At 63.9% G+C, this 22,596-nt stretch carries 19 protein-coding genes and 1 pseudogene; 6 read left to right on the top strand and 14 right to left on the bottom strand.

Going from position 1 to position 22,596, the window contains the following annotated elements; all coding sequences use genetic code 11:
• Positions 1–239: 239 nt before the first annotated feature.
• Positions 240–536, bottom strand: coding sequence for a hypothetical protein (locus CWS35_RS10205; protein WP_100951822.1), 297 nt, complete (start codon positions 534–536; stop codon positions 240–242).
• Positions 537–538: 2 nt separating this feature from the next.
• A pseudogene (locus CWS35_RS10200) lies at positions 539–1,932 on the bottom strand (OmpA family protein).
• Positions 1,933–2,100: 168 nt separating this feature from the next.
• On the opposite strand from CWS35_RS10200, the gene CWS35_RS10195 reads away from it, so the two are divergent.
• Positions 2,101–3,159, top strand: a complete 1,059-nt coding sequence (locus CWS35_RS10195; protein WP_100951821.1) for a polysaccharide deacetylase family protein — start codon at positions 2,101–2,103, stop codon at positions 3,157–3,159.
• A gap of 217 nt (positions 3,160–3,376) precedes the next feature.
• Positions 3,377–4,177, top strand: coding sequence for an SDR family NAD(P)-dependent oxidoreductase (locus tag CWS35_RS10190; RefSeq protein ID WP_100951820.1), 801 nt, complete (start codon positions 3,377–3,379; stop codon positions 4,175–4,177).
• Between the two features lie 234 nt (positions 4,178–4,411).
• Here the strand turns inward: CWS35_RS10190 and boxB are convergent, their stop codons facing one another.
• The 3 genes from boxB to CWS35_RS10175 form a co-directional block, all read right to left on the bottom strand.
• The gene (gene boxB / locus CWS35_RS10185; RefSeq protein WP_100951819.1) at positions 4,412–5,863 is read right to left on the bottom strand and encodes a benzoyl-CoA 2,3-epoxidase subunit BoxB; all 1,452 of its coding nucleotides are present in this window, start codon (positions 5,861–5,863) and stop codon (positions 4,412–4,414) included.
• A 162-nt stretch (positions 5,864–6,025) separates the two neighbouring features.
• Positions 6,026–7,714: a 2,3-epoxybenzoyl-CoA dihydrolase gene (gene boxC / locus CWS35_RS10180; RefSeq protein ID WP_024578973.1), complete on the bottom strand. Its 1,689-nt coding sequence runs from the start codon at positions 7,712–7,714 to the stop codon at positions 6,026–6,028.
• A complete protein-coding gene (locus CWS35_RS10175) occupies positions 7,704–8,678 on the bottom strand; it encodes a hypothetical protein (RefSeq protein WP_100951818.1) in 975 nt (324 codons plus the stop codon). The genes boxC and CWS35_RS10175 overlap by 11 nt, the downstream gene beginning before the upstream one ends.
• Here CWS35_RS10175 and CWS35_RS38905 point away from each other — a divergent pair.
• Positions 8,677–8,841: a hypothetical protein gene (locus CWS35_RS38905; protein WP_157817106.1), complete on the top strand. Its 165-nt coding sequence runs from the start codon at positions 8,677–8,679 to the stop codon at positions 8,839–8,841. The two genes, CWS35_RS10175 and CWS35_RS38905, sit on opposite strands and share 2 nt — an antisense overlap.
• 319 nt (positions 8,842–9,160) lie before the next feature.
• On the opposite strand, the gene CWS35_RS10165 is transcribed toward CWS35_RS38905, so the two are convergent.
• The 3 genes from CWS35_RS10165 to CWS35_RS10155 all read right to left on the bottom strand — a co-directional run bounded on the left by CWS35_RS10165 (position 9,161) and on the right by CWS35_RS10155 (position 12,720).
• Positions 9,161–10,114, bottom strand: a complete 954-nt coding sequence (locus tag CWS35_RS10165) for an IS1595 family transposase (RefSeq protein ID WP_100951816.1) — start codon at positions 10,112–10,114, stop codon at positions 9,161–9,163.
• Between the two features lie 124 nt (positions 10,115–10,238).
• Positions 10,239–11,048, bottom strand: a complete 810-nt coding sequence (locus CWS35_RS10160; protein ID WP_100956204.1) for an alpha/beta fold hydrolase — start codon at positions 11,046–11,048, stop codon at positions 10,239–10,241.
• 145 nt (positions 11,049–11,193) lie between these two features.
• Complete coding sequence (locus CWS35_RS10155; RefSeq protein ID WP_024578971.1) at positions 11,194–12,720, bottom strand: benzoate-CoA ligase family protein; 1,527 nt, start codon at positions 12,718–12,720, stop codon at positions 11,194–11,196.
• Between the two features lie 54 nt (positions 12,721–12,774).
• On the opposite strand from CWS35_RS10155, the gene CWS35_RS10150 reads away from it, so the two are divergent.
• Positions 12,775–13,770 carry a helix-turn-helix transcriptional regulator gene (locus CWS35_RS10150; RefSeq protein WP_371682864.1) on the top strand — a complete coding sequence of 332 codons (996 nt, stop codon included), beginning with the start codon at positions 12,775–12,777 and terminating at the stop codon, positions 13,768–13,770.
• 38 nt (positions 13,771–13,808) lie between these two features.
• Here the strand turns inward: CWS35_RS10150 and CWS35_RS10145 are convergent, their stop codons facing one another.
• Positions 13,809–14,594: an IclR family transcriptional regulator C-terminal domain-containing protein gene (locus CWS35_RS10145; RefSeq protein WP_100951814.1), complete on the bottom strand. Its 786-nt coding sequence runs from the start codon at positions 14,592–14,594 to the stop codon at positions 13,809–13,811.
• Between the two features lie 124 nt (positions 14,595–14,718).
• On the opposite strand from CWS35_RS10145, the gene CWS35_RS10140 reads away from it, so the two are divergent.
• The gene (locus tag CWS35_RS10140; RefSeq protein WP_100951813.1) at positions 14,719–16,077 is read left to right on the top strand and encodes an aromatic ring-hydroxylating dioxygenase subunit alpha; all 1,359 of its coding nucleotides are present in this window, start codon (positions 14,719–14,721) and stop codon (positions 16,075–16,077) included.
• Between the two features lie 128 nt (positions 16,078–16,205).
• Complete coding sequence (locus CWS35_RS10135; RefSeq protein ID WP_100951812.1) at positions 16,206–17,642, top strand: glutamine synthetase family protein; 1,437 nt, start codon at positions 16,206–16,208, stop codon at positions 17,640–17,642.
• 151 nt (positions 17,643–17,793) lie between these two features.
• Here CWS35_RS10135 and CWS35_RS10130 read toward each other — a convergent pair whose 3' ends face one another.
• The 5 genes from CWS35_RS10130 to CWS35_RS10110 form a co-directional block, all read right to left on the bottom strand.
• Positions 17,794–18,507, bottom strand: coding sequence for an ABC transporter ATP-binding protein (locus tag CWS35_RS10130; RefSeq protein ID WP_100951811.1), 714 nt, complete (start codon positions 18,505–18,507; stop codon positions 17,794–17,796).
• Positions 18,500–19,267 (bottom strand): ABC transporter ATP-binding protein, encoded by a 768-nt coding sequence (locus CWS35_RS10125; protein WP_100951810.1) that lies wholly within the window; start codon positions 19,265–19,267, stop codon positions 18,500–18,502. Before CWS35_RS10125 ends, CWS35_RS10130 begins: the two co-directional genes overlap by 8 nt.
• A 4-nt stretch (positions 19,268–19,271) precedes the next feature.
• Entirely contained in the window at positions 19,272–20,231 is a 960-nt protein-coding gene (locus CWS35_RS10120; protein WP_029878782.1) for a branched-chain amino acid ABC transporter permease, read from the bottom strand.
• Positions 20,228–21,145, bottom strand: a complete 918-nt coding sequence (locus tag CWS35_RS10115) for a branched-chain amino acid ABC transporter permease (protein ID WP_024578963.1) — start codon at positions 21,143–21,145, stop codon at positions 20,228–20,230. The genes CWS35_RS10120 and CWS35_RS10115 overlap by 4 nt, the downstream gene beginning before the upstream one ends.
• 261 nt (positions 21,146–21,406) lie before the next feature.
• Positions 21,407–22,579 carry an ABC transporter substrate-binding protein gene (locus tag CWS35_RS10110; RefSeq protein ID WP_024578962.1) on the bottom strand — a complete coding sequence of 391 codons (1,173 nt, stop codon included), beginning with the start codon at positions 22,577–22,579 and terminating at the stop codon, positions 21,407–21,409.
• Positions 22,580–22,596 lie beyond the last annotated feature (17 nt).

The following is a 22,596-nucleotide window of genomic DNA, read 5'->3' as shown; positions in this document are numbered from 1 at the left end:
TCGCTGTGCCCTGCCCCGTGTAGCGCGTTTTAAGCCGGAGTGGAATTCGTCAAACGACAATAAAACGCGCATCTTCAAGATATTAGGGATGATTCATGACAGCGGGTGCACAAATATGCGCGTTTCTCGCCACCTTCGACAAGGCTTGATCCGCGCCTGCGGCAGTTAGCCCGCCGAAGGCACTGCAAGGCCATCCGGGAAACTACGGGGCCGATCACCCCGCCGTGATGGACACCGTGTCAACCTGCCGGCTTGCTGCGCGAGACCACCCAGTCGCGCAACCAGGAGCCGATCGCGCAGCCGACCAGATAGAGCGCGAACATGATCAGCAGGAGATCGAGCCAGTAGCCGAAGCGGCCGGGCACGACATGCGCGAACGAGGCCGCCACCAGCGCGACGGCGAGCAGCGCCAGCCAGCGCATCCACAGCTTGGAGACGCCCTGCGCCCGATGCACCACCGCGATCCAGCCCATACAAAAGCCGAGCAGCACCGCGCCGAGCAGCCAACCCCAGAAGAATGTCGCGAGCACGGTCATCGCTACTTCACCACGAATTCGATGCGGCGGTTCTGCGCCTTGCCGTCTTCACTGTCGTTGCCGGCCACCGGCTGCGTGCTGCCATAGCCGATCGGCGTGAAACGGCTGGCAGGCAGCCCGGCGCGCACGAGGTAATCCACCACGGCCTGCGCGCGGCGCTCCGACAACGCCTGGTTGGCCGCTTCATCGCCGTCGCTGTCGGTGTGACCGACGATCTCGATCGTCGAATTCGGGCAGCGCATCGCGGTCTCGATCAGGCGATCGAGCAGACCCGCGGAATCCGGAACGATGTCGGCCTTGCCGGACTCGAAGCGGATCTTGCCCTTCGAGAGGATCTCGGAAAACAGCTGCTGGCACACCGTGGGATCGACCGGCGCCGCCGCTGGCTTGACCGTGACCTCGGCCTTGTATTGCCAGCCCTGCGGAAAGTCCTTGCCGAGCCCGTCGCGGATCTGGCCGGCCGCGGCATCGTAGAGCGCATCGCCCGACAACTTGACCTCGCGGTCCGATACCACAAGCGTTCCGGTCGACAGCCGCGACAGCGCACCGAGCGCGGGCACCACCGCCGCCGCAAACCCGGAGGGCGCGCCGACACTGGCCTTGAGATTGTCGACCACCTTCTCGCTGAAGAACTTGCGGCCGGCGGCCGCGACCAGCGCGGCATGCACGTTGTTGTCGGGCACGTAGCCGGTCAATGTCAGCGTCACCGCGACCGGGTCCTTGTAGGCCTGGAATACATAAGGCGGCGCCTTGATGTCGTTGCCGGCGATCGAATAGCCCTCAGGCAGGTTCTTCAGCGCCGCAGCGATCGCTTCGCGTCCGCCGAGCTCGCGCGCCATGCCGGCGAGAGCCACCTTGTTGTCGGTCAGCGTGATCTTGCCGTCCTTCAGCTTGCCGATCTGGTCGAGCAACAACAGCGCCGCGGCATCGAACCGCGTCGGCGCGCCGCGGGCGAGCGCCATCTGGTCCACCACCTCGACACCGCCGAGGCTGGCCTTGGCGGCCTCCGTCAGCTTGTTCTTGCTCGACGGCAGCGGCGCATTGCCGCCGAGCGTGACCCGCACCACGTCGCGTTCGGCCGACCACACGTAGGGTTTGGCCTCGGGAACAAGGCGGGTCTCGTCATTGACCAGCCGCACGCCCGGTACGGCTTCGACCGAGGCCACAGCACTGAGGCGGCCGTCTTCGGAGAAGGCATTGGCCGCAAACGTCACGTCACGGCCATCGACGCTGATGCGGCGCTTGTCGAGGACGGTATCCTTGAGTGCGGCATTAGAACGCGCGGCGAGGTCCGCCTCGACCGTTGCCGTCGAGGTCCAGGCCGCGATACCCCACATGACGACCAGTGGAATCACCCCGGCCACCACTTGCTACTCCACTTGAAAAGTCCGTGCATTCAGCGTCCTGCGGGTCGGGAACCAGAGAGAAAACAAACCCTTGGCTGACTGTCAAACCCCAAATCAATTGCCATGGCGGGGGCGCCATGTCGGATCGGGATAACAGTTTCTTCAGTGGTCTTTCGCTAAGTTTGCGGCGGAATGCAAATCGGCCGGCCCGCGCCCTCATGAAACAACTCCGCAACACCGTGATCCGTGCCGGGATGGAGGCGTTGTATTTTTCGGGCGCGCACATCCTGTTGCGACCGATCTTCGCCGGCGTCGGCGCCATCTTCATGCTGCACCACGTTCGCCCGCGGCGCGGCGACGCGTTCCAGCCCAACCATCATCTCGAGGTCACGCCGGACTTCCTGCGCGCGATGCTGACGCATCTGCGTGCACTCGACGTCGACGTCGTCGGCATGGACGAGGCGCATCGCCGCCTCACCGAACGGAATTTCGAGCGGCGCTTCGCCTGCTTTACCTTCGACGACGGCTATCGCGACAACCGCGATTTCGCACTGCCGGTGATGCGTGAATTCGACGCGCCGTTCACGGTCTATGTCGCAAGCGATTTCGCCGAGGGCTGCGGCAGGCTGTGGTGGATCGCGCTGGAGCGGGTGATATCGGCTGCGCCCGCGATCGAGGTGCCGATCGACGGCGCCATGACCCGGATCGACGCGGCGACGCCGCAAGCCAAGCGCGTCGCGTTCGGCCGCATGCATGACTGGCTGCGTTCGCTGCCGGGCGAGAAGGAGATGCAGGCCGAGATATCGGCGCTGTGCGTCCGCCACGGCGTCGACGAGACCGGCATCGCGCGCGAGCTCTGCATGTCATGGGACGAGCTGCGCGGCTTCGCCGACGATCCGCTGGTCACCATCGGCGCGCACACCATCACCCATTGCAATCTCGCCAAGCAGAGCGAGACCATCGCCTCGTTCGAGCTTGCCACCAGCCGGGCGCGGATCGAGGATGCGTTGCAGCGGCCGGTCGCGCATCTCGCCTATCCCTATGGCGACCGGATCGCCGCCGGACAACGCGAATTCGCGCTCGCCCGATCGATCGGCTTCCGGACCGCGGTGACGACCCGGCCGGGCATGCTGTTTCCCGAAAGCGCCGACCATATGACGGCCTTGCAGCGGGTCTCGCTGAACGGCAATTACCAGGACGCGCGGCTGTTGCCGGTCCTGACCTCCGGCGCCGCCACCGCAGTGTGGAACGGTTTCCGCCGCATCGACGCGGCGTGATATCCGCCACCTCTCCCGTGAGCGCATAGCCTGCTTCCCTTCTCCCCGAAGGTGGCGCGGATGAAATCCGCGCCGGATGAGGGGTCTGTCTCCGCGGATGGAGACCCCTCACCCGGTGCCTGCGCCGCCACCCTCTCCCCACGGGAGTGGGCACTCAGCTTCCTTGACTCGATCCCCCGCCGCGCCCAGAACCACAGGCAATGCAACGGAGGAACGCATGTTCAAGGATTTGTTCTCACTGAAAGACCGCGTCGCGCTGGTGACCGGGGGATCGCGCGGCATCGGCAAGATGATCGCGGCCGGCTTCCTCGCGCAGGGCGCCGCCAGGGTCTACATCACCGCGCGCAAGGCAGGTCCCTGCGAGGCCACCGCGCAGGAATTGTCCGCCGCCTATGACGGCGAATGCATCGCGCTGCCGATCGACATCTCGACCGTTGAGGGCTGCGACAAGCTCGCGGCCGAGATCATCAAGCGCGAGCCAAAGCTCGATATCCTGGTCAACAATGCCGGCGCGGCCTGGGGCGCCGATTTCGACGAATTCCCGGAGAGCGGCTGGGACAAGGTGATGAACCTCAACGTCAAGTCGATCTTCTTCCTGACCAAGGCGCTGGCCAAGCCGCTGCGCGCCGCGGCGTCCCATGACAGGCCGGGCAAGGTGATCAACATCGCCTCGATCGACGGCATCTTCGTCAACCCGATGGAGACGTACTCCTATGCCGCGAGCAAGGCCGCGGTGATCCATCTGACGCGCCGGATGGCGACGCGGCTGATCAAGGACAACATCAACGTCACCGCAATCGCACCGGGCGCCTTCAAGTCGGACATGAACCGCGCCGCCCGCGACCACGCCGACGAGGTGGCGCAGCGCGTCCCGTCGCGGCGGGTCGGCAGCGACGAGGACATGGCAGGCACCGCGATCTATCTCGCCTCCCGCGCCGGCGATTATGTCGTCGGCAACACCATCGCGGTCGACGGCGGCGTGGTCTACGCGACTGCGGGGCTCGAGATCGCGGGGTAAGCAAGGTATCGCGACGATCGGCCCGAGGCGCCAATCTACCACTGTCATGCCCCGGCTAGACCGGGGCATCCAGTACGCCGCGGCCTCTCGATCCTGCTCTGCTGTCTCTGGAATACTGGATCACCCGCTTTCGCGGGTGATGACCGAATGAGCGGTCGACACAAAGGAAAAAGGGGCGAGCCAGGGACCTCTTCGGCTCGCCCCTTCCTGCTCTCTCCCTAAGGAGAGAAACCTTCAGCTCTCGATCCTCACATATTCGAAGTCGCCCGGCTTGTTGTCGATGCCGACCTTCGGCGCCGAGATCCAGGAGGCGAACTCGCCGGGTTCGGTGACCGGCTTCATCAGCGAGGCGATGAAGTCGCCGTCCGCCGTCGACGGCAGCCAGTCGTTCTTGCGGCTCGCCCAGGTGGCGTCGTCGATCAAGAGGCCGTCGGGCGTCACATGGACGTCCTTGAACTCGCCGATCTGGCGGTGGAAGGCGGTGTTCGGCACCGCGAGCTTGTAATCGATGCCGGCGGTCGAGATCACCTTGTTCCAGCGCAGCATGCCCTTGACGCAATCCTGCGTGTAGTCGTCGCGCAGCCGCATGTTGAGCGCGGTCAGCGCCGGCTCGTCGACCAGCTTGATCTGGCCGTCCACCATCTTCATAACCGGATAGGTCGAGCTCTTGAGCTGGTGATCGTCCTCGATCGTGGTTTCCTTGTAGCGGCCCTTGATGCCGGCGTTGAAGGCATTGGCCGCATTGGTCGACACTTCCGAGCCGAACAAATCGAGCGACAGCGAATAGTGCAGGTTCAGCTTCTTCTGGATGGTCGGCAGGTCGATGACGCCGAGCGCGCGGATCCTGGCGATGTCGAAGGGATCGGTGATGCCGGCTTCGTTCATCGCATCGCAGGTGCGCTGCACGACGCGGGTGATGCCGGTCTCGCCGACGAACATGTGGTGGGCTTCCTCGGTCAGCATGAAGCGGCAGGTGCGCGACAGCGGATCGAAGCCGGACTGCGCCAGCGAGTGCAGCTGCATCTTGCCGTCGCGGTCGGTGAAGTAGGTGAACATGAAGAACGACAGCCAGTCCGGCGTCGCCTCGTTGAAGGCGCCGAGCATGCGTGGGCTATCCGCATCGCCCGAGCGGCGGCGCAACAAATCGTCGGCCTCCTCGCGGCCGTCGCGGCCGAAGTACTTCTGCAACAGGTAGACCATCGCCCAGAGATGGCGGCCTTCCTCGACATTGACCTGGAACAGGTTGCGCATGTCGTAGAGCGAAGGCGCGGTCTTGCCGAGATGGCGCTGCTGCTCGACCGAGGCCGGCTCGGTATCGCCCTGGATCACGATCAGGCGGCGCAGCATCGCGCGATGCTCGCCGGGGACTTCCTGCCATGCCGGCTTGCCGAAGTCTTCGCCGAACGGAATGACGCGGTTCTCTTCCTGCGGGGCAAGCAGGATGCCCCAGCGATATTCGGGCATCCGCACGTAGTCGAACTTGGCCCAGCCGCGCGGATCGACCGAATAGGCGGTGCGCAGATAGACCAGCGACTCCTGGAAGCCGTCCGGCCCCATATCCTTCCACCAGTCCATGTAACCGGGATGCCAGCCCTCCAGCGCCTTCAGCACCTGGCGGTCTTCGGCGAGATTCACATTGTTCGGAATCTTGGTCGAGTAATCGACGTTCATGATATTCATGTTCATGGCCGTGCTCCTTGGTATCGTTTCGGTGCGTATCGCGTCTTGCTCAACCGTCATCCTGAGGAGCGCGTAGCGCGTCTCGAAGGATGCTTGTCTGGCATTCTTGCCTCCGATCATCCTTCGAGGCTCGCAAGCGCTCGCACCTCAGGATGACGGCGGGATTCGCTAGACCCGCGTCATGTCGAATTGTGCCTTCTGGCCGGTGCCGTAGCGGCGCAGCGCGCCGTCCTCGCCAACCGCGTTGGGCCGCTGGAAGATCCAGTTCTGCCACGCGGTCAGGCGGGAGAAGATCTTCGATTCCATGGTCTCCGGCCCGACGAAGCGCAGATTGGCTTCCATGCCGGTGAGGCCGTCGGGCGAGAACGAGGTGCGCTCCTCGAAGAACACGCGGACCTCGTCGTCCCAATCGATGTCGTCGAGCGCGAAGGTGACGAGGCCGAGCTCTTCGGCCTCCTCGGCGTCGAGCGCCTTGCCGATCGCGGCCTGCGCCCGCTCCAGATCCGACGGGTCGGCCTGGAAACGCGATTGCAGCCGGGTCAGGCCGTGGCTCATCGGATACGGCCCGAAATTCATTGCGGTCAGCTCGATCGCCGGCGGCGGGCGGTTATCACCTTGCTTCTGGCCGATCAGCATGTAGGAGCGGTCGGCGGCGAACACGAGCTCGGCCAAGGTGCCGACGAAGCAGGAGCCGGGCTCGACCAACGTCACCAGCGTGCGCGAGGTGACGTCGATGCGCTTGAGCACGCGCTTCCAGTAGTGCCTGACCTCGTTGACCAGCCAGTGCGCCTTGTTGGCCTCCAGGAACGCGTCATAAGATACGACATTGGCGCGGTCGCCATGGCTCTTGAACACCAGCATCGCGATGCCGAGCTCGTTGATGCGCAGATGCAGGATCGCATCGTCGAGCTCGCGGGCGACCTGTAGCGGCCAGAACGCAGCGCCCTGCGCGATCAGGCCGTCGATGTCGGCGGGCGCGGTGGCTTCCGGCGCCTTGATCGAGATGGTGGCGATGCGCGCGGCGCGATCGATGTCGACGCTGACGAAGCCGTAGCGGATCGCGCTGTCGTCGATGGTGCGGTCGAGCTGCGTCAATGCGAGGCCTTTGCCCTCACCATTGCGCTTCGACTTCGCTGCGAATTCCTTGACGCGCTCGGCAAGCTTGCCTTCGAGCTTGGAGTTCGGCGCGATCTCGTCGACCAGCCGCCACGACACCGCGCGCTTGCCCTTGATGCCTTCCTCGATGGTGCAGAAGAAATCGGCGTGGTCGCGGCGCACCTTGCGCTTGTCGACGACGCGGGTGAGGCCGCCGGTGCCCGGCAGCACCGCGAGCAGCGGCACTTCCGGCAGCGCGACGGCGGCGGCGCCGTCATCGGCCATCATGATGTGGTCGGTCGCGAGCGCCAGCTCATAGCCGCCGCCGGCCGCGGTGCCGTTGACGAGGGTGATGAAGCTCTGGCCGGAATTCTCGCTGGAATCCTCCAGGCCGTTGCGGGTCTCGTTGGTGAACTTGCAGAAATTGACCTTGTGCGCGTGGGTCGAGCCGGCCAGCATGCGGATGTTGGCGCCAGCGCAGAACACCCGGTTCTTGCCCGAGCGCATCACCACGACCTTGACCTCGGGATGCTCGAAGCGCAGCCGCTGCACGGCGTCCGCAAGCTCGATGTCGACGCCGAGATCGTAGGAATTGAGCTTGAGCTGATAGCCCTCGAACAGGCCGGCATTCTCGTCGACGTCCATGGTCAGCGTCGCGACGTCGCCGGCGACGTCGAGCTTCCAGTGCCGGTAGCGCGACGGCTCGGTCTGGAAGTCGATGTACTTCGCCCCGCCTGCAAGGACGCGATCGTCACCAGCCATGGGCCACCCCTACCTGTTGTTCGTTGTGATGGTTCGTGTTGACTTCATGCACAATAATGCATGTTTTCAACCTAGTCCAGTTCAAAACGCAAAAACATGCATTTTGTTGCACATTATAACCATGACAAAGCAAATGCATTGTGTTGAGATGGGAGCCGCCCCGGTCGATTCGGCTGGGACTGGCGCGTCCGCTATTGTTCCGGAGGTGGATCAGAACGTCCTTTTGCGTTCTGCTCCCCCTCTCGGCTCTTTCGGCGCTGCTCTTCCTGTCGGGCGTGTTTCTCCGCCCGAGCCTTGTCGAGAGCCTGTTGTCCGGGTGTCGGTGTCGGGGGCCACCTTGACTTGCCAGTGCACGCGCTAAGTGAAGGGCTTTCTCATCTTCGCTTAACCACGGCGGGACGTGTTCGTATGGAGGATTATGCAGAGGCGCTGGCGCTGGCACTTTCGGCCTTGGCCAAACGTGGGACTGTATATGTCCCATCTTTACCCCCATCTCGTGATGCGTGAATTCGATCATTTCCATCGTCCAGCCAAAATACGTGAACTGCTGCTCCAACAGAGGCACGTCAACATGCCTCCAAGTGTGGCTGAAATTGTCGCTGTCCGCTGAAACTTGAAGATCGGCGAAGAATAATCCGGCGGTGAGATTGTCACCCCAATTGCAATGCGCGTACTGATTCCTGATCTTGAGACAGTGCCAGACGGTATCCATGGTGTTCTGATAGTCATCTAAGATGCCGTGTTGCTTGAAATAGGGTTGCATCAATCGGTGCGCTGTCTCGATCCTGGTTGAGGTCGTACGGATGGCGTAAAGGGCCTTCATAAGAGTATCCCCAAGCAGCGTTGCTTGCGCTGCGTTTCTACAAAGGGAGACCTCGATTTCGCCAAAGGATGATAACATGCGCCCCACAAGCGCACCTTCAGCGGTGAACCTGTCGAAGGCTGGATTCGGGCGGAATATCATGGCGAAATCTCCTCAAAAAAAAGAAGTCGAACTTCATCCCGACGCATGGGAACGCTTCGAGCGCGCTGCGAAAGTGGTAGCGAAAAGTCCTCCGCAGCATCGCGAGTCAGCAAAGCCAAAGGTCAGGAAATCGACCAAAAAGGGCAAACGCAATGCAGATTGATGGATTAAAAATTGCCCGGATTGTCAGTGGCCTGATTCGGGAGGCGTTTGATACCGCGTCAATGTCCCCTCTAGCAGTATCCTCACCATCCCCTCATTTGCGCCATGGGAAGGGGCACTCTCTGCTAGCCGCTGCAACAACGAAGCCATCTCGTCCCGCGAAATTACCTGCTTCGCGATCAAAAGATCAGCAAGACTAATGATGATGGTCATCGGTACGCTGATAGCGCTCCCGAGCACCTGTTCGACGTTTCCTTTAGTCGGCTCACCCATAGCGATACTTTCGGTTGCGCCAGCGCAGGAAGCGCTTGGCTTTATGCTTAAATATTGTTGCGGTTAGGCCGTCGATAGGTCAAGCGCTTGCCAACGATGCCTTTCGCCAACTCATGGGCGCGCTCGGTATCGTTCACGCCAAGCGCGGTTCGGTTGTTGTGGCGGAAATCGAACTCAGCCAAATAGCGATGCAGATGCTTTTCAGCGCAGTGCTGATAGGTGCCGCGCATGCCACGCTTGAACACTGAGAAGTAGCTTTCAATCGTGTTGGTCGTGATGACCGTATCGCCTTCACGGCGCGCGTATTCGTCCTCTTGATGGTTGACCGTGTCGTGCTTGGCAAACTCGGCGCCGAGTTTCTTATAAATCTTGGCCTGATCGGTCATCAGATGCGCCTCTTTCGAGACGTTGGCGCGAACGATCGGCGCAACCTCGTCAACGGTCGCAGTCGCAACGTGGAAGCTACGGACATGGCCCGTGTCGCGATCCAGCAGCGAAAGGACAGCGTTCTTGTGAGCGCCGCCAGCGCGGGCTTTCTTCACGCCCTTGAGACGGCCGAAATAGGTTTCGTCCACTTCGACAGCACCGCCGTCCTCGCCCATGGGCGGGAGCAAGCCACCAACGCGCATTGCCTCACGCAGGCGGTGCATCAGAAACCAAGTCGATTTGTAGCTGATGCCAAGCATGCGATGGACCTGATGCGCGCTGATGCCCTTCTTGGAAGCAGTCATCAGGAACAGCGCGGCAAGCCACTTCGTCAGCGGGATTTTGGAGCGTTCGAAAACCGTGTTCACCGTGACGGTAAACTGCTGGCGGCATTCCGCCTCGTTGCACTGATACACGCCGGGACGGTGAGCCTTACCCTCAAGCTTCGTGATCTTGTCCTGATCGGCATTGCCGCAGTGAGGACAGGTCACGCCGTTCGCCCAGACGCGCGCCTCAAGCCATTCGCGGGCTTTGGTCTCGTCGAGGAAGATCGGATTTTTCAGCAGGTCGGTCATGGGGTTGCTCCAATGGAACAAAACTACCCGTGGTGTTCTGCTTTGTCAAGGTTATAATGTGCATTTTGTTTCATGTTCAGGAAAATCGCTCGCTGGGCCAATGGCCTAGCACCGGCAGGAAATGTCAGGCCGCCAGTGCCGGGTCGTCGCGCAGCGCGGCGCGGGCGAATTCGGTGACCGCGTCCAGCGTCACCACGGGCGCCTCACGGTGCGGCGAGTGGCCGGCACCCGCAATGGCCGCGACATCGACCGGGCAATAGCATTCGTCCTGCGCGATCTCGACCTGGCGCATCGTGCCGTATTGATCATCCGCGCCCTGCACGATCAGCACGGGCACGCGGATGTAGGCGAGATAGTCGGAAATATCCCAGTCGCGGAATTTCGGATCGAGCCAGGCATCGTTCCAGCCGCGGAAGGCGTTGTCGACATCCTTGTGCCAGCGCGCCAGCTTCTCCTTCAGATTGGTGGTCTCGTACGCCGTCTTGATCTCGGCGATCGACCGAACCGAAATGTCCTCGACGATGAAGTGCGGCGCGAGCAGCGCCAGCCCGTGCAGCCGATGATCTTGATGCGCGCCGGCATAGATCGCCGCGATCGAGGCGCCATCGGAATGGCCGAGCAGCAGGCCGCGGCGAAAGCCGATCCGATCGAGCAGCTTCGGCAGCACGTCGAGCGCCTCGCGATGCATGTAGTCGACCGGACGCGGCAGCTTCGCTGGCATTGAGGCGCCATATCCCGCACGCGAATAGGCGAACACGCCGGCGCCGGTCGCAGCTTGCAGCTTCTCCGGAAAGTCGCCCCATAGCCCGATGCAGCCGAGGCCTTCGTGCAGCATCACGATGGTCGGCGCGGCATCCGGTGACGGACCGATCATGCGATATTCGAGATCGGCGCCGTCGATGCTGAGGAAGCCGTTGGGGTTTAGGTTTTGCATGATCGGCCCTTCCTCATCGTCGTCCCGGCGAAGGCCGGGACCCATAACCACAGGCTTCGGTTGTTGCGCAAAAGCCGTCGAACAGCATCTCTCAAAACAATCGCCGCGACGTATGGGTCCCGGCCTTCGCCGGGACGACGGAGAGCTAGTGTTCTCGCAACTTGAACCGCTGGATCTTCCCCGTCGCCGTCTTCGGCAGATTGTCGACGACATCGATCCAGCGCGGATATTTCCACGGGCCGATCTTCTGCTTGACGTGCTCCTTCAGCGCCTCGTGCAGACCAGTGGCCGAGCTCTCGGGCCGCAGCACCACATAGGCTTTCGGCTTCAACAGGCCTTCCGGATCGGCCTCCGGCACGACGGCGGCTTCGAGCACCGCGGGATGGGTGATCAGTGCGCTCTCGACCTCGAACGGCGAGACCCAGATGCCCGAGACCTTGAACATGTCGTCGGCGCGGCCGCAGAAGGTGTAGCGGCCGTCGGCATCGCGGGTGTATTTGTCGCCGGTGCGGGTCCAGGCGCCCTCGAAGGTGGCGCGGCTCTTGGCGCGCTGATTCCAGTAGCTCTCGCCGGCCGAGGGCGCGTCGACCAGCAGCTCGCCGACCTCGCCATCGGCGACATCGGCACCGGCCTCGTTGACCAGCCGCACCTTATAGCCGGGCACCGGACGGCCGGACGAGCCGTATTTGATGTCGCCGGGCGCATTCGACAGGAAGATGTGCAGCAACTCGGTCGAGCCGACGCCGTCGAGGATGTCGACCCCAAACCGCGCGCGCCAGGCATTGCCGACCGATTCCGGCAACGCCTCGCCGGCCGAGGTGCAGACCCGCAGGCGATCGCCCGCGGCCTGCGCCTTGGTCGCCTCGTCGTTGAGCATCGCCGCGAACAGCGTCGGCACGCCGAAGAAGATGCTGGGGTGATACTTGTTCATCAGCGCGAACATCACCGCCGGCGTCGGCCGCTCCGAATTGAGGATCGTGGTGGCACCGACCGACATCGGGAAGGTCAACGCATTGCCGAGGCCGTAGGCGAAGAACAGCTTTGCCGCCGAGAGGCCGACATCGTCTTCGCGGATGCCGAGCACCTGCTTGGCGTAGGTCTCCGCGGTCGCGGCGAGATTGCAATGCAGATGGCGCACGCCCTTCGGCATCCCGGTCGAGCCCGATGAATAGAGCCAGAACGCCGGCTCGTCGGCATGGGTCGGCGCAGTCTCGAATACGTCGCCCTCGCGCGCGATCTCGTCCGACAGCCTCTTGTGGCCGTGCGCGTCCTTGCCGGAGACCACGACATGCGCGAGGTCCGGCATCCGCGCGATGATGTCCTTGACGACCGGCAGCAGCGCCTCGGAGACGAACAGCACGCGGGCGCGGCAATCACTGAGGATGTAGGCGTATTGTTCCGCGGTCAGCAGCGTGTTGAGCGGCACCGGCACCACGCCGGCGCGGATCGCGCCCAGGAACACGATCGGGAAGTCGACCGTGTCGAGCATGATCATCGCGACCCGCTCCTCGCGGCGGATGCCGAGCCGGCGCAGCATGTTGCCGACCCGCCGGGTCTGCTGCTGCAACTGGCCGTAGGTGATTTGCGACACCGTGTCGTCGAACACGACCTTGTCGCCGCGGCCCTCATCGACGTTGCGGTCGAGCAGCCAGGAGACTGCGTTATAAGTCATGCCACGCTCCTCGGACCCAGACGTGCCACGCTTCCCTCTCCTGTGAATTTAAGAATTATAATTCATACAAAGCCACTTGCTCGGCTTGCTGTCAATCCTTATCGGCATTATGTTTCCGAAAACTCGTGTCGCGCAGGGATCATGACCGCAGCCAACGATCCGGAAACCGACTTCCTCGAACAACTTGGCCAGCGCGTGCGCACGATGCGCGCCTTGCGCGGCATGTCGCGCAAGGTGCTCGCCAAGGTTTCCGGCATTTCCGAACGCTACATCGCCCAGCTCGAAAGCGGCAAAGGCAATGTCTCGATCGTGCTGCTGCGCCGTGTCGCAGGCGCGATGGGCGCGCATCTCGAGGACCTGATCCCCTCCAGCGAGCCGGTGCCCGATTGGGCCGTGATCCGCGATCTGCTGCGCAAGGCGTCGCCGAGCCAGATCGCGCAAGCCAAGGACATGCTGGCCGGCAGCAGCCCGCTGGCGCCGCGCCGCGCCTCATTCTCCGGCATCGCGCTGATCGGCCTGCGCGGCGCCGGCAAGACCACGCTCGGGCGGATGCTGGCGAAGAAGATCGGCTGGAGCTTCGTCGAGCTCAACAAGGAGATCGAGGCGCAGAACGGCCTCTCGGTCGCCGAGATCATCGCGCTCTACGGTCAGGAAGGCTTTCGCCGCATGGAGCAGGCCGCGCTGACGCAACTCTTGGCGCGCAAGGAATTGATGGTGCTGGCGACCGGCGGCGGCATCGTCTCGGAGGCTTTGACCTTCGACCTGATCCTGTCGTCGTTCTACACGATCTGGTTGAAGGCCGAGCCGGAAGAGCACATGGCCCGCGTCCGCCGCCAGGGCGATCTGCGGCCGATGGCCGACGACCGCTCGGCGATGGCCGAATTGCGCAACATCCTGGTCAGCCGCGAGCCGCTCTACGCCCGCGCCTCCGCGGTGGTGGATACGGCCGGGCTATCGGTCGACGCCGCTGCCGCGCGGCTGATCGAGTCGGTGCGGCCGGTGCTTCAGAACGAGGCGCGCAGTTTTGGGCTGCGCAGCGTCGCGCTGTAGCCTTCGGCGCAAGCTATCCCCGTCATTGCGAGCGAAATCTACAACAGCCGGCTCTTCACATCCTCCGCGCCCTCGCGCAACAGCGGCAGGAAGCGCTCGATCAATTCCTTGGCCGGCACCCGGTCGACATGCGCGCCCATGTTGATGGCGGCGACGATGGTGCCGTCGTAGCGGCGCACCGGCACCGAGATCGAGCGGAAATGCGGCTCGGCCTCGCGATCGACCAGCGAGTAGCCCTGCGCGCGATCGGCGATAACAGTCGCGAGCAGCCTCTTCGGATCGGTCACGGTCTGCGGCGTGACGGCATCGCGGCGCATCGCCTTCAGCCGCGCTGCGAGCTCGGCATCATCGAGCCGGCCGAGCATGGCGCGGCCGACCGAGGTGCAGAACGCCGGCAACCGGTAGCCGATGTCGAGACCGGCGGAGAACACCCGCGTCGGGCTGGAGCGCGCCACGAACACGACATCGTCGCCGTCGAGCAGCGCCAGCGAGGCGATCTCCTGCGCTGATGTGGCGATGCGATCGAGCACCGGTTGCAGCACCGTCACCACCTGGTTGGATTGCAGGAAGGAGCCCGCCAAGGTCAGCACATGCGGCGTCAGCGTGAACAGCCTGCCGTCGGTCGAAACGAACCCGCCATGCGCCAGCGTGAACAGGATGCGGCGCGCGGTGGCACGTGGCAGGTCGGCGGCGCGGGCGAGATCGCTCAACGTCGCGGGACCCGTGACGGTGCCGAACACCTGCAACAGGCGCAGCCCGCGATCGAGCGCCTCGACGAAGTCGGTGGCGCGCTCATCCTGGTCGGTCCGCTTCAGCTTGGGCATGGATGCTGCTTTGGGTGGCGAGCTTTGAACGGTTCAAAAATTGCGCTTGCTGTCGGAACCAGACATGGCATAATTCGCACATTCGTTCAATAGGCGAACAAATCCAAGTCCGGGAGACGCCGCCATGATGAGCCAGGAAGCGAACGATCTGATCACCCGCACGGGCCGCAAGGACCCCTGCGGAAAGCTGATGCGGATGTACTGGCAGCCGGCGGCGCTGGTCGACGAACTGGAAGGCCCGCGCCCGGTGCGGCCGGTGCGTCTGCTCGGCGAAAATTTGGTGCTGTTTCGCGGCGAGGACGGCGGCTACGGGCTGATCGATCGCCACTGTGCGCATCGCGGCGCCGACCTCGCCTTCGGCCGGCTGGAGAATGGCGGGCTGCGCTGCGCCTTCCATGGATGGCTGTTCAACACGACGGGTCAATGCATCGAGACGCCGGCCGAGCCCGCCGGTTCGCAGCTCTGCAAGGGCATCAAGCAGCGCTCCTATCCGGTGGTCGAGAAGAGCGGCATCCTGTGGGCCTATCTCGGCGAAGGCGCCCCGCCTGCATTCCCCGAGCTCGACTGCTTCGTCGCGCCCGGAAGCCATACGTTTGCGTTCAAGGGCCACATGAACTGCAACTGGTTGCAGGCGCTCGAGGTCGGCATCGATCCGGCGCACGCCTCCTTCCTGCATCGCTTCTTCGAGGACGAGGACACCTCGGCGGCCTATGGCAAGCAGTTCCGCGGCGCGTCGGCCGGCAGCGACATGCCGATGACCAAGATCCTGCGCGAATACGACCGGCCGATCATCAATGTCGAGCACACCGAATACGGCCTGCGCCTGATCGCGCTGCGCGAGCTCGACAGTGAGCGTACCCATGTGCGGGTCACCAATCAGCTCTTCCCGCACGGCTTCGTGATTCCGATGTCGACCGAGATGACGATCACGCAGTGGCACGTGCCGGTCGATGACGAGAATTGCTACTGGTACGCGATCTTCACCAGCTATGCGGCGCCGGTCGACAAGCCAAAGATGCGCGACCAACGGCACGAGCTCTATACGCTGCCCGACTACAAGTCGCGGAAGAACCGCAGCAACGATTACGGCTTCGATCCGCACGAGCAGGCGACCGCGACCTATACCGGCATGGGCAGCGACATCAACGTCCACGACCAGTGGGCTGTGGAATCGATGGGCGCGATCCAGGATCGCACCAACGAGCATCTCGGCCAGAGCGACAAGGCGATCGTGCAGTATCGCCGGCTGTTGCGGCAGGAGATCGAGAAGGTGGAGGGCGGGCAGACACCGATGCTGTTCCTCGACGACGCCTCCGCGCGCAGCATCCAGGGCCCGGCGACGATGGACGGCATCGGGCCGACGCTGGGCTGGGAGCTCTACTGGATGGAAGTCGACGTCAAGCGCCGCCGTGGCGCACCGTGGGCCGCGCCCGTACCGCGCGAGATCGCCGGCAAGGTGCACCATCTGACGGCGGCGGAGTGACATAACATGCGCCTGTTGCCCGCCATCATTGCGAGGAGCGCAGCGACGAGGCAATCCATACTGCCGCGCATGCGGTACGATGGATTGCTTCGCTTCGCTCGCAATGACGCCCTTGGAGAGGTGAAACCTTGAGCTTTGTCGAGCGTCACGGCCTGTGGTCGGACGAGCAGAAGGAGGCCGCGCAGCGCCTCCGCCGCATCGTCGAGGAGAAGAATCTCGAAGTCATCCGCCTGTCGTTTCCCGACCAGCACGGCATCCTGCGCGGCAAGACGCTGATCGCAGCCGAAGCGGTGCGCTCGCTGGAGGGCGGCTGCTCGATTACCACGACGATGCTCGCCAAGGACACCTCGCACAAGACGGTGTTTCCGGTGTTCACATCAGGCGGCGGCTTCGGCATGAAGGAGATGGAAGGCGCGGCCGACGTGCTGATGGTCGCCGACCCCGCCACGTTCCGCGTGCTGCCCTGGGCGGAGAACACCGGCTGGCTGCTGTGCGATCTCCATTTCAGCGACGGCCGACCGGTGCCGTTCGCGACCCGCAACCTCTATCGCAAGGTGCTCGATCAGCTCGCAGGCCGCGGTTACGATTTCGTCGCCGGGCTCGAGGTCGAATTCCACCTGTTCAAGCTCGACGACGCCCACATGGCGCCGGAGGATGCCGGCCAGCCCGGGAGGCCGCCATCGGTCAGCCTGCTCTCGCACGGCTATCAATATCTCACCGAGCAGCGCTACGATCAGATGGAGCCGGCGCTCGAGATCATCCGCCGCGACATCCTCGCGCTCGACCTGCCGCTGCGCTCGGTCGAGGTCGAGTTCGGCCCGAGCCAGTGCGAATTCACCTTCGCGCCGACGACAGGCCTCGTGCCGGCCGACACCATGGTGCTGTTTCGCTCCGCGGTGAAGCAGATCGCGCGCCGCCACGGCTATCACGCCACCTTCATGTGCCGGCCGAAGCTGCCGAACATTTTCGCCAGCGGCTGGCATCTGCATCAGTCGCTGGTGTCGCGTGGCAATGGCGAGAACGCCTTCATGGCGAAGGAGACCGGCGAGCCTTTGAGCCCGCTCGGCCGCGCCTGGCTCGCCGGCCTGATCGAGCACGCCCGGGCCTCGACCGTGTTCACGACGCCGACCATCAACGGCTACAAGCGCTACCGCTCCTACTCGCTGGCGCCGGACCGCGCGATCTGGGGCCGCGACAACCGCGGCGTGATGATCCGCGTGCTCGGCGGCGCCGGCGATCCGGCGACGCGGCTGGAGAACCGGATCGGCGAGCCCGCCGCCAATCCCTACCTCTACATGGCGTCGCAAATCCTCTCCGGCCTCGACGGCGTCGACCGCAAGCTCGATCCCGGCCCTTCCGCCGACACGCCCTACGAGACCAAGGCTGCGCTGCTGCCGAAGTCGCTGCGCGAAGCGGTGTTCGCGCTGCAAGACGATCCGTTCTTCCGCGGCGCGCTGGGACCGGAGTTCGTCGACTATTACGTGTTCATCAAGAACGCCGAGATCGAACGCTTCCAGGCCGAGGTGTCGGACTGGGAGCACCGCGAATATTTCGAGATGTTTTGATTGAGAGGTTGCGCGTGGTCCAAACCCGTCATCCTGAGGAGCGCGTAGCGCGTCTCGAAGGATGCACGGCCACCAGTCGGGCCGCCAATCCTTCGAGACGCCTGCTGCCCAGGCTCCTCAGGATGACGGTGATACAGCAATGCGTGCTGCCTCAAATCCCCAGATACTTGTGCTGCAAATCCGGCTCGGCGATCAGTTGCTCGCTCGTCCCGCTCCACACCGTCTTGCCGCGCTCGATGATGTAGTGGCGGTCGGCGATGCGGGCCAGATTTTCGACGTTCTTGTCGATCACCAGCACCGACTGGCCACGTCCCTTCAGCATCGACAGGCAGCTCCAGATCTCGTCGCGGATCAGCGGCGCGAGGCCTTCGGTCGCCTCGTCGAGGATCAACAGCCTCGGATTGGTCATCAGCGCGCGGCCGATCGCCAGCATCTGCTGCTCGCCGCCGGACAGCGTGACGCCCATATTGCCGGTGCGTTCGGCGAGCCGCGGAAACAGCGCGTGAATCTTGTCCAGCGTCCACGGATCGGAAGCGCCGAGGCGATTGCCTGAGGCGGCGACGAGATTTTCGCGCACCGTCAGGTTCGGGAATATCTGGCGTCCCTCCGGCACCAGGCCGATGCCGAGCTTTGCGATCCTGTAGGACGGCAGACCCCGCACCGCCTCGCCGGCGAAACGGATCGCGCCCGATCGCGCCGGCGTCAGGCCCATGATCGAGCGGATCGTCGTGGTCTTGCCCATGCCGTTGCGGCCCATCAGCGCAACCATCTCGCCGGCCTTGATCTGCAACGACAGGCCGAACAGCACCTGGCTCAGCCCATAGCAGGTCTCGATGCCGTCGACGTCCAACAGAGTCTCAGCCATGGCGCGTCACCGCATGCTGTTCGCCGAGATAGGCGCGCTTGACCTCCTCGTGCTTGCGGATCGCGTCGGGCACGTCGCTGGCGATGACGCGGCCGTAGACCAGCACCGTGACGCGGTCGGCCAGCGCGAACACCGCCTCCATGTCGTGCTCGACCAGCACGATGGTGACTTCCTTGCGCAGCTCCTTGAGCAGCGCCACCATCCGCGCCGACTCGGTGACGCCGAGCCCGGCCATCGGCTCGTCCAGCAGCAAGAGCTGCGGCTTGGTGGCGAGCGCGACCGCGAGCTCGAGCTCGCGCTGCTCGCCATGGCTCAATTGCGAAACCACGATGTCGGCGCGCTTGCCGAGGCCGACGCGCTCCAGCGCGGCGTGCGCGGTCTCGCGCAGGCGGGTCTCCTTGCGCGCATTGCCCCAGAACCGGAACGAGTGGCCGTCATGCGCCTGCGCCGCCAGCGCGACATTGTCGATCGCGGAGAAATCTTTCAGCAGCGAGGTGATCTGGAACGAGCGCGCCAGCCCGAGCCGGCTACGCTTGTAGGAAGGCAAGCCCGTGACGTCGCGGCCGGCGAAGTGGATGGTGCCGGAATTCGGCATCACCTGCCCGGTGAGCTGGCTGATCAACGTGGTCTTGCCGGCGCCGTTCGGACCGATGATGGCGTGCAGCTCGCCCGGCACCACCTCCATCGAGAGATTGTCGGTCGCGGTGATGCCGCCATAGCGGCGCACCAGATTGTCGACGCGCAACAAGGGATCAGGCAAAGAGCTAGACACGGCGCATCCTCCCGAGCAGGCCCATGATGCCGCCGCGCGCGAACAGCACGATCAACAGCAGCACCGGACCGAGGATCAGGCCAGAGAACTCGGTGAACTGCGACAGCAGCTCCTCGAGCAGCAGATAGACGATCGCGCCGACGACGGGGCCGAACAGCGAGCCCATGCCGCCCAGGATCACCATCACCATCAGGTCGCCGGAGCGGGTCCAGTACATCACGGCCGGGCTGACGAAATCGGTGTTGTTGGCGAGCAGCGCGCCGGCGAGCCCGCAGATCGTGCCTGCGATCACGAAGCAGACCAGCCGGTAGCGGTTGGCATGGAAGCCGATCGCCTGCATGCGCTGCTCGTTGGAGCGGACGCCCTGCACCACGAGCCCGAACCGTGAATTGACGATGCGCCAGATCAGATAGAGGCCGCCGAACAGGCAAGCCAGGCACAAATAATAGAACTGGTTGCGGTCCGACAGATTGATCAGGCCGGCGAAGTCGCTGCGCTTGTAGACGGTGAGTCCGTCGTCGCCGCCGTAACGCGACAGGCCCGACGCGATGTAATAGGCCATCTGCGCAAAGGCGAGCGTGATCATGATGAAGTAGACGCCGCGGGTGCGCAGGCTCAGCGCGCCGATCACCAGTGCGAACAGCGCCGAGACGACCAGCGCCACCGGCCACTGAATGAAGCCGGAGCCGATGCCCTCGGTGGCGAGGATGCCGACGGCATAGCCGCCGATGCCGAGATAGGCGGCATGGCCGAAGCTCATCATGCCGCCATAGCCCATGATCAGATTGAGGCTCGCGGCGGCCAGCGCGAAGATCACGATGCGGGTGAACAGCGTCAGGATGAAGATGTTGCCGGTGACGGCCGAATAGGCCGGCAGCAGGATCAGGGCGACGCACAGCAGCGCCGCGACCGCATTGGAGGCATTGAGCTCTCGCGTTATCCTGGGCATCATCGCTTGGCCGCCGGGAACAGCCCCTCGGGCCGCAGCACAAGGATGATCGCCATCAGCAGATAGATCAGCATCGAGGACAGCGCCGGCGCCGCGGTCGAGGCCGCCGCCCCGCTCAGCACCTTGCGCAACAGATCGGGCAGGAAGGCGCGGCCCATCGTGTCGATGATGCCGACGAACAGCGCCGCCATGAAGGCGCCGCGGATCGAGCCGATGCCGCCGATCACGATGATGACGAAGGCCAAAATCAAGATGTTCTCGCCCATGCCGATCTGCACGGTGAGGATCGGCGCCTGCATCAGCCCGGCAAGGCCGGCGAGCGCGGCGCCAAGCCCGAACACCAGCGTGAACAGCAGCTTGATGTTGATGCCGAGCGCCCCGATCATCTCGCGGTTGGAGGCGCCGGCGCGGATCAGCATGCCGACCCGGGTGCGCATCACGACGAGATAGAGCATCGCGGCAACCGCCAGCGCGACCGCGATGATCATCAGCCGGTACGCCGGATAATACACGCCGGGAATGATCTGGATCGGCACCGTGAGCCAGGCCGGCAGCGGCAGCGCGAGGCCGGCCGGGCCCCAGATCAGCCGGACCGCATCGTTGAAGAACAGGATCAGGCCGAAGGTCGCCAGCACCTGGTCGAGATGGTCGCGGCCATAGAGATGCCTCAGCGCGGCATATTCCAGCACGATGCCGAGCAGCAGCGTGGCGCCGAGCGCCAGCAGCGCGCCGAGCACGAAGCTGCCGGTCCAGGCCACGAAGGTCGCCGCGAAATAGGCGCCCATCATGTAGAGTGAGCCGTGCGCCAGGTTGACGAAATCCATGATGCCGAACACCAGCGTCAGGCCGGCCGCCAGCAGGAAGAGCAGCAGGCCGAATTGCAAGCCGTTCAGCAGTTGTTCGACGACGAGGTACATCGTGAGGCTACATCATCCCTAAAAAAACAGCGGCAGTGCATGTTCACCGCCGCATCTCTCGCTGCGTGTTCTCCCTCGCCCCGCTCTTGCAGGGCCGGGACGAGCAAAGCTCGCCCTGAGAGGGTTGGGGTGAACGGCTCTTTCAACGAGTCGAATTCGCGGAAAGAGCCCCTCACCCGATCGCTTCGCGATTGACCTCTCCCCGCAAGAGCAGGGCGAGGTGAAGAGAAGCAAGCCGCGCGCCAAAACGGCGCCCGGCGATCACTTCATCGAACACTTGTCGTGGAATTTGTCCTGGTCGTCCTTGACGATGGTCGCCACCGTCTTCAGCGAGAGCTGGCCGTCGGCGTCCTTGACCACGTCCTGCAAATAGAAATTCTGGATCGGGATGTGGTTGTTGCCGTATTTGAACGGGCCGCGCAGCGACTTGAAGTTGGCCTTCTCCATCTCGGCCTTCATGGCGTCCTTCTTGGTGAGGTCGCCCTTCACCGCGACGACGGCGCTGTTGATGAGCTGGGCGGCGTCATAGGCCTGGGCGCCGTAATAGGTCGGGCGCAGGCCGGGATACTTCTTGCGATAGTCCTCGACGAACCTCTTGTTCTCGGCGTTCGGCAGATCGTTGACCCATTCCTGCGCGCCGGGAATGCCGATCGCATTGTCCTTCTGCAGCGGCAGCGACAATTCGTCGATCGTGAATGCGGTGTAGAGCGGGATCTGCGCCTTGATGCCGGCCTGGGCATACTGGTTCAGGAACTGGACGCCGGCGGCACCCGGATAGAACACGAAGATCGACTCGGCCTTGGAATTGCGTGCCTTGGTCAGCTCGGCGGAGAAGTCGAGTTGGCTCGGCCACACCGTGTATTCCTCGCCGACCACCTCGCCCTTGAAGGTGCTCTTCACGCCCGCGAGCATGTCCTTGCCGGCGGCGTAGTTCGGGCCGATCAGGAACACCGACTTGACGCCCTTCTGGTTCATGTAGAGGCCCATCGCGGCGGGCGTCTGGTCGTTCTGCCAGGAGGTCGAGAACACGTAAGGCGAGCACAATTCGCCGGCGAGCTGCGACGGACCGGCATTGGCCGAGATCAGGAAGGTCTTGCTGTCGACCGCGGTCTTCAGCGACGCCAGCAGCACATTCGACCAGATGTAGCCGACGATGAAATCGACCTTGTCGGACTGCACCAGCTTCTCGGTCTTCTGCTTGCCGACGTCAGGCTTCTGCTGGTCGTCCTCGTAGATCACCTCGACCGGCTTGCCGTCGATCTTGCGGCCGAGATGGTCGAGCGCAAGCTCGAACGAATTGCGCATGTCGTTGCCGATCACGGCAGTCGGACCACTGAAGGTCGAGACGAAGCCGATCTTGACGCTGTCAGCCGCGATCGCGGGCTGCGCCAGCGCCAAAGCCATGGCGCCTGCCAGCCAAAATGCCTTTTTCATATCCACTCCCCTCCTCA

The sequence above is a fragment of the Bradyrhizobium sp. SK17 genome, from assembly GCF_002831585.1.
Lineage (GTDB): Bacteria > Pseudomonadota > Alphaproteobacteria > Rhizobiales > Xanthobacteraceae > Bradyrhizobium.
Note: the sequence above shows the minus strand (reverse complement) of the source record. Positions and strands in the feature narration are given on the sequence as shown.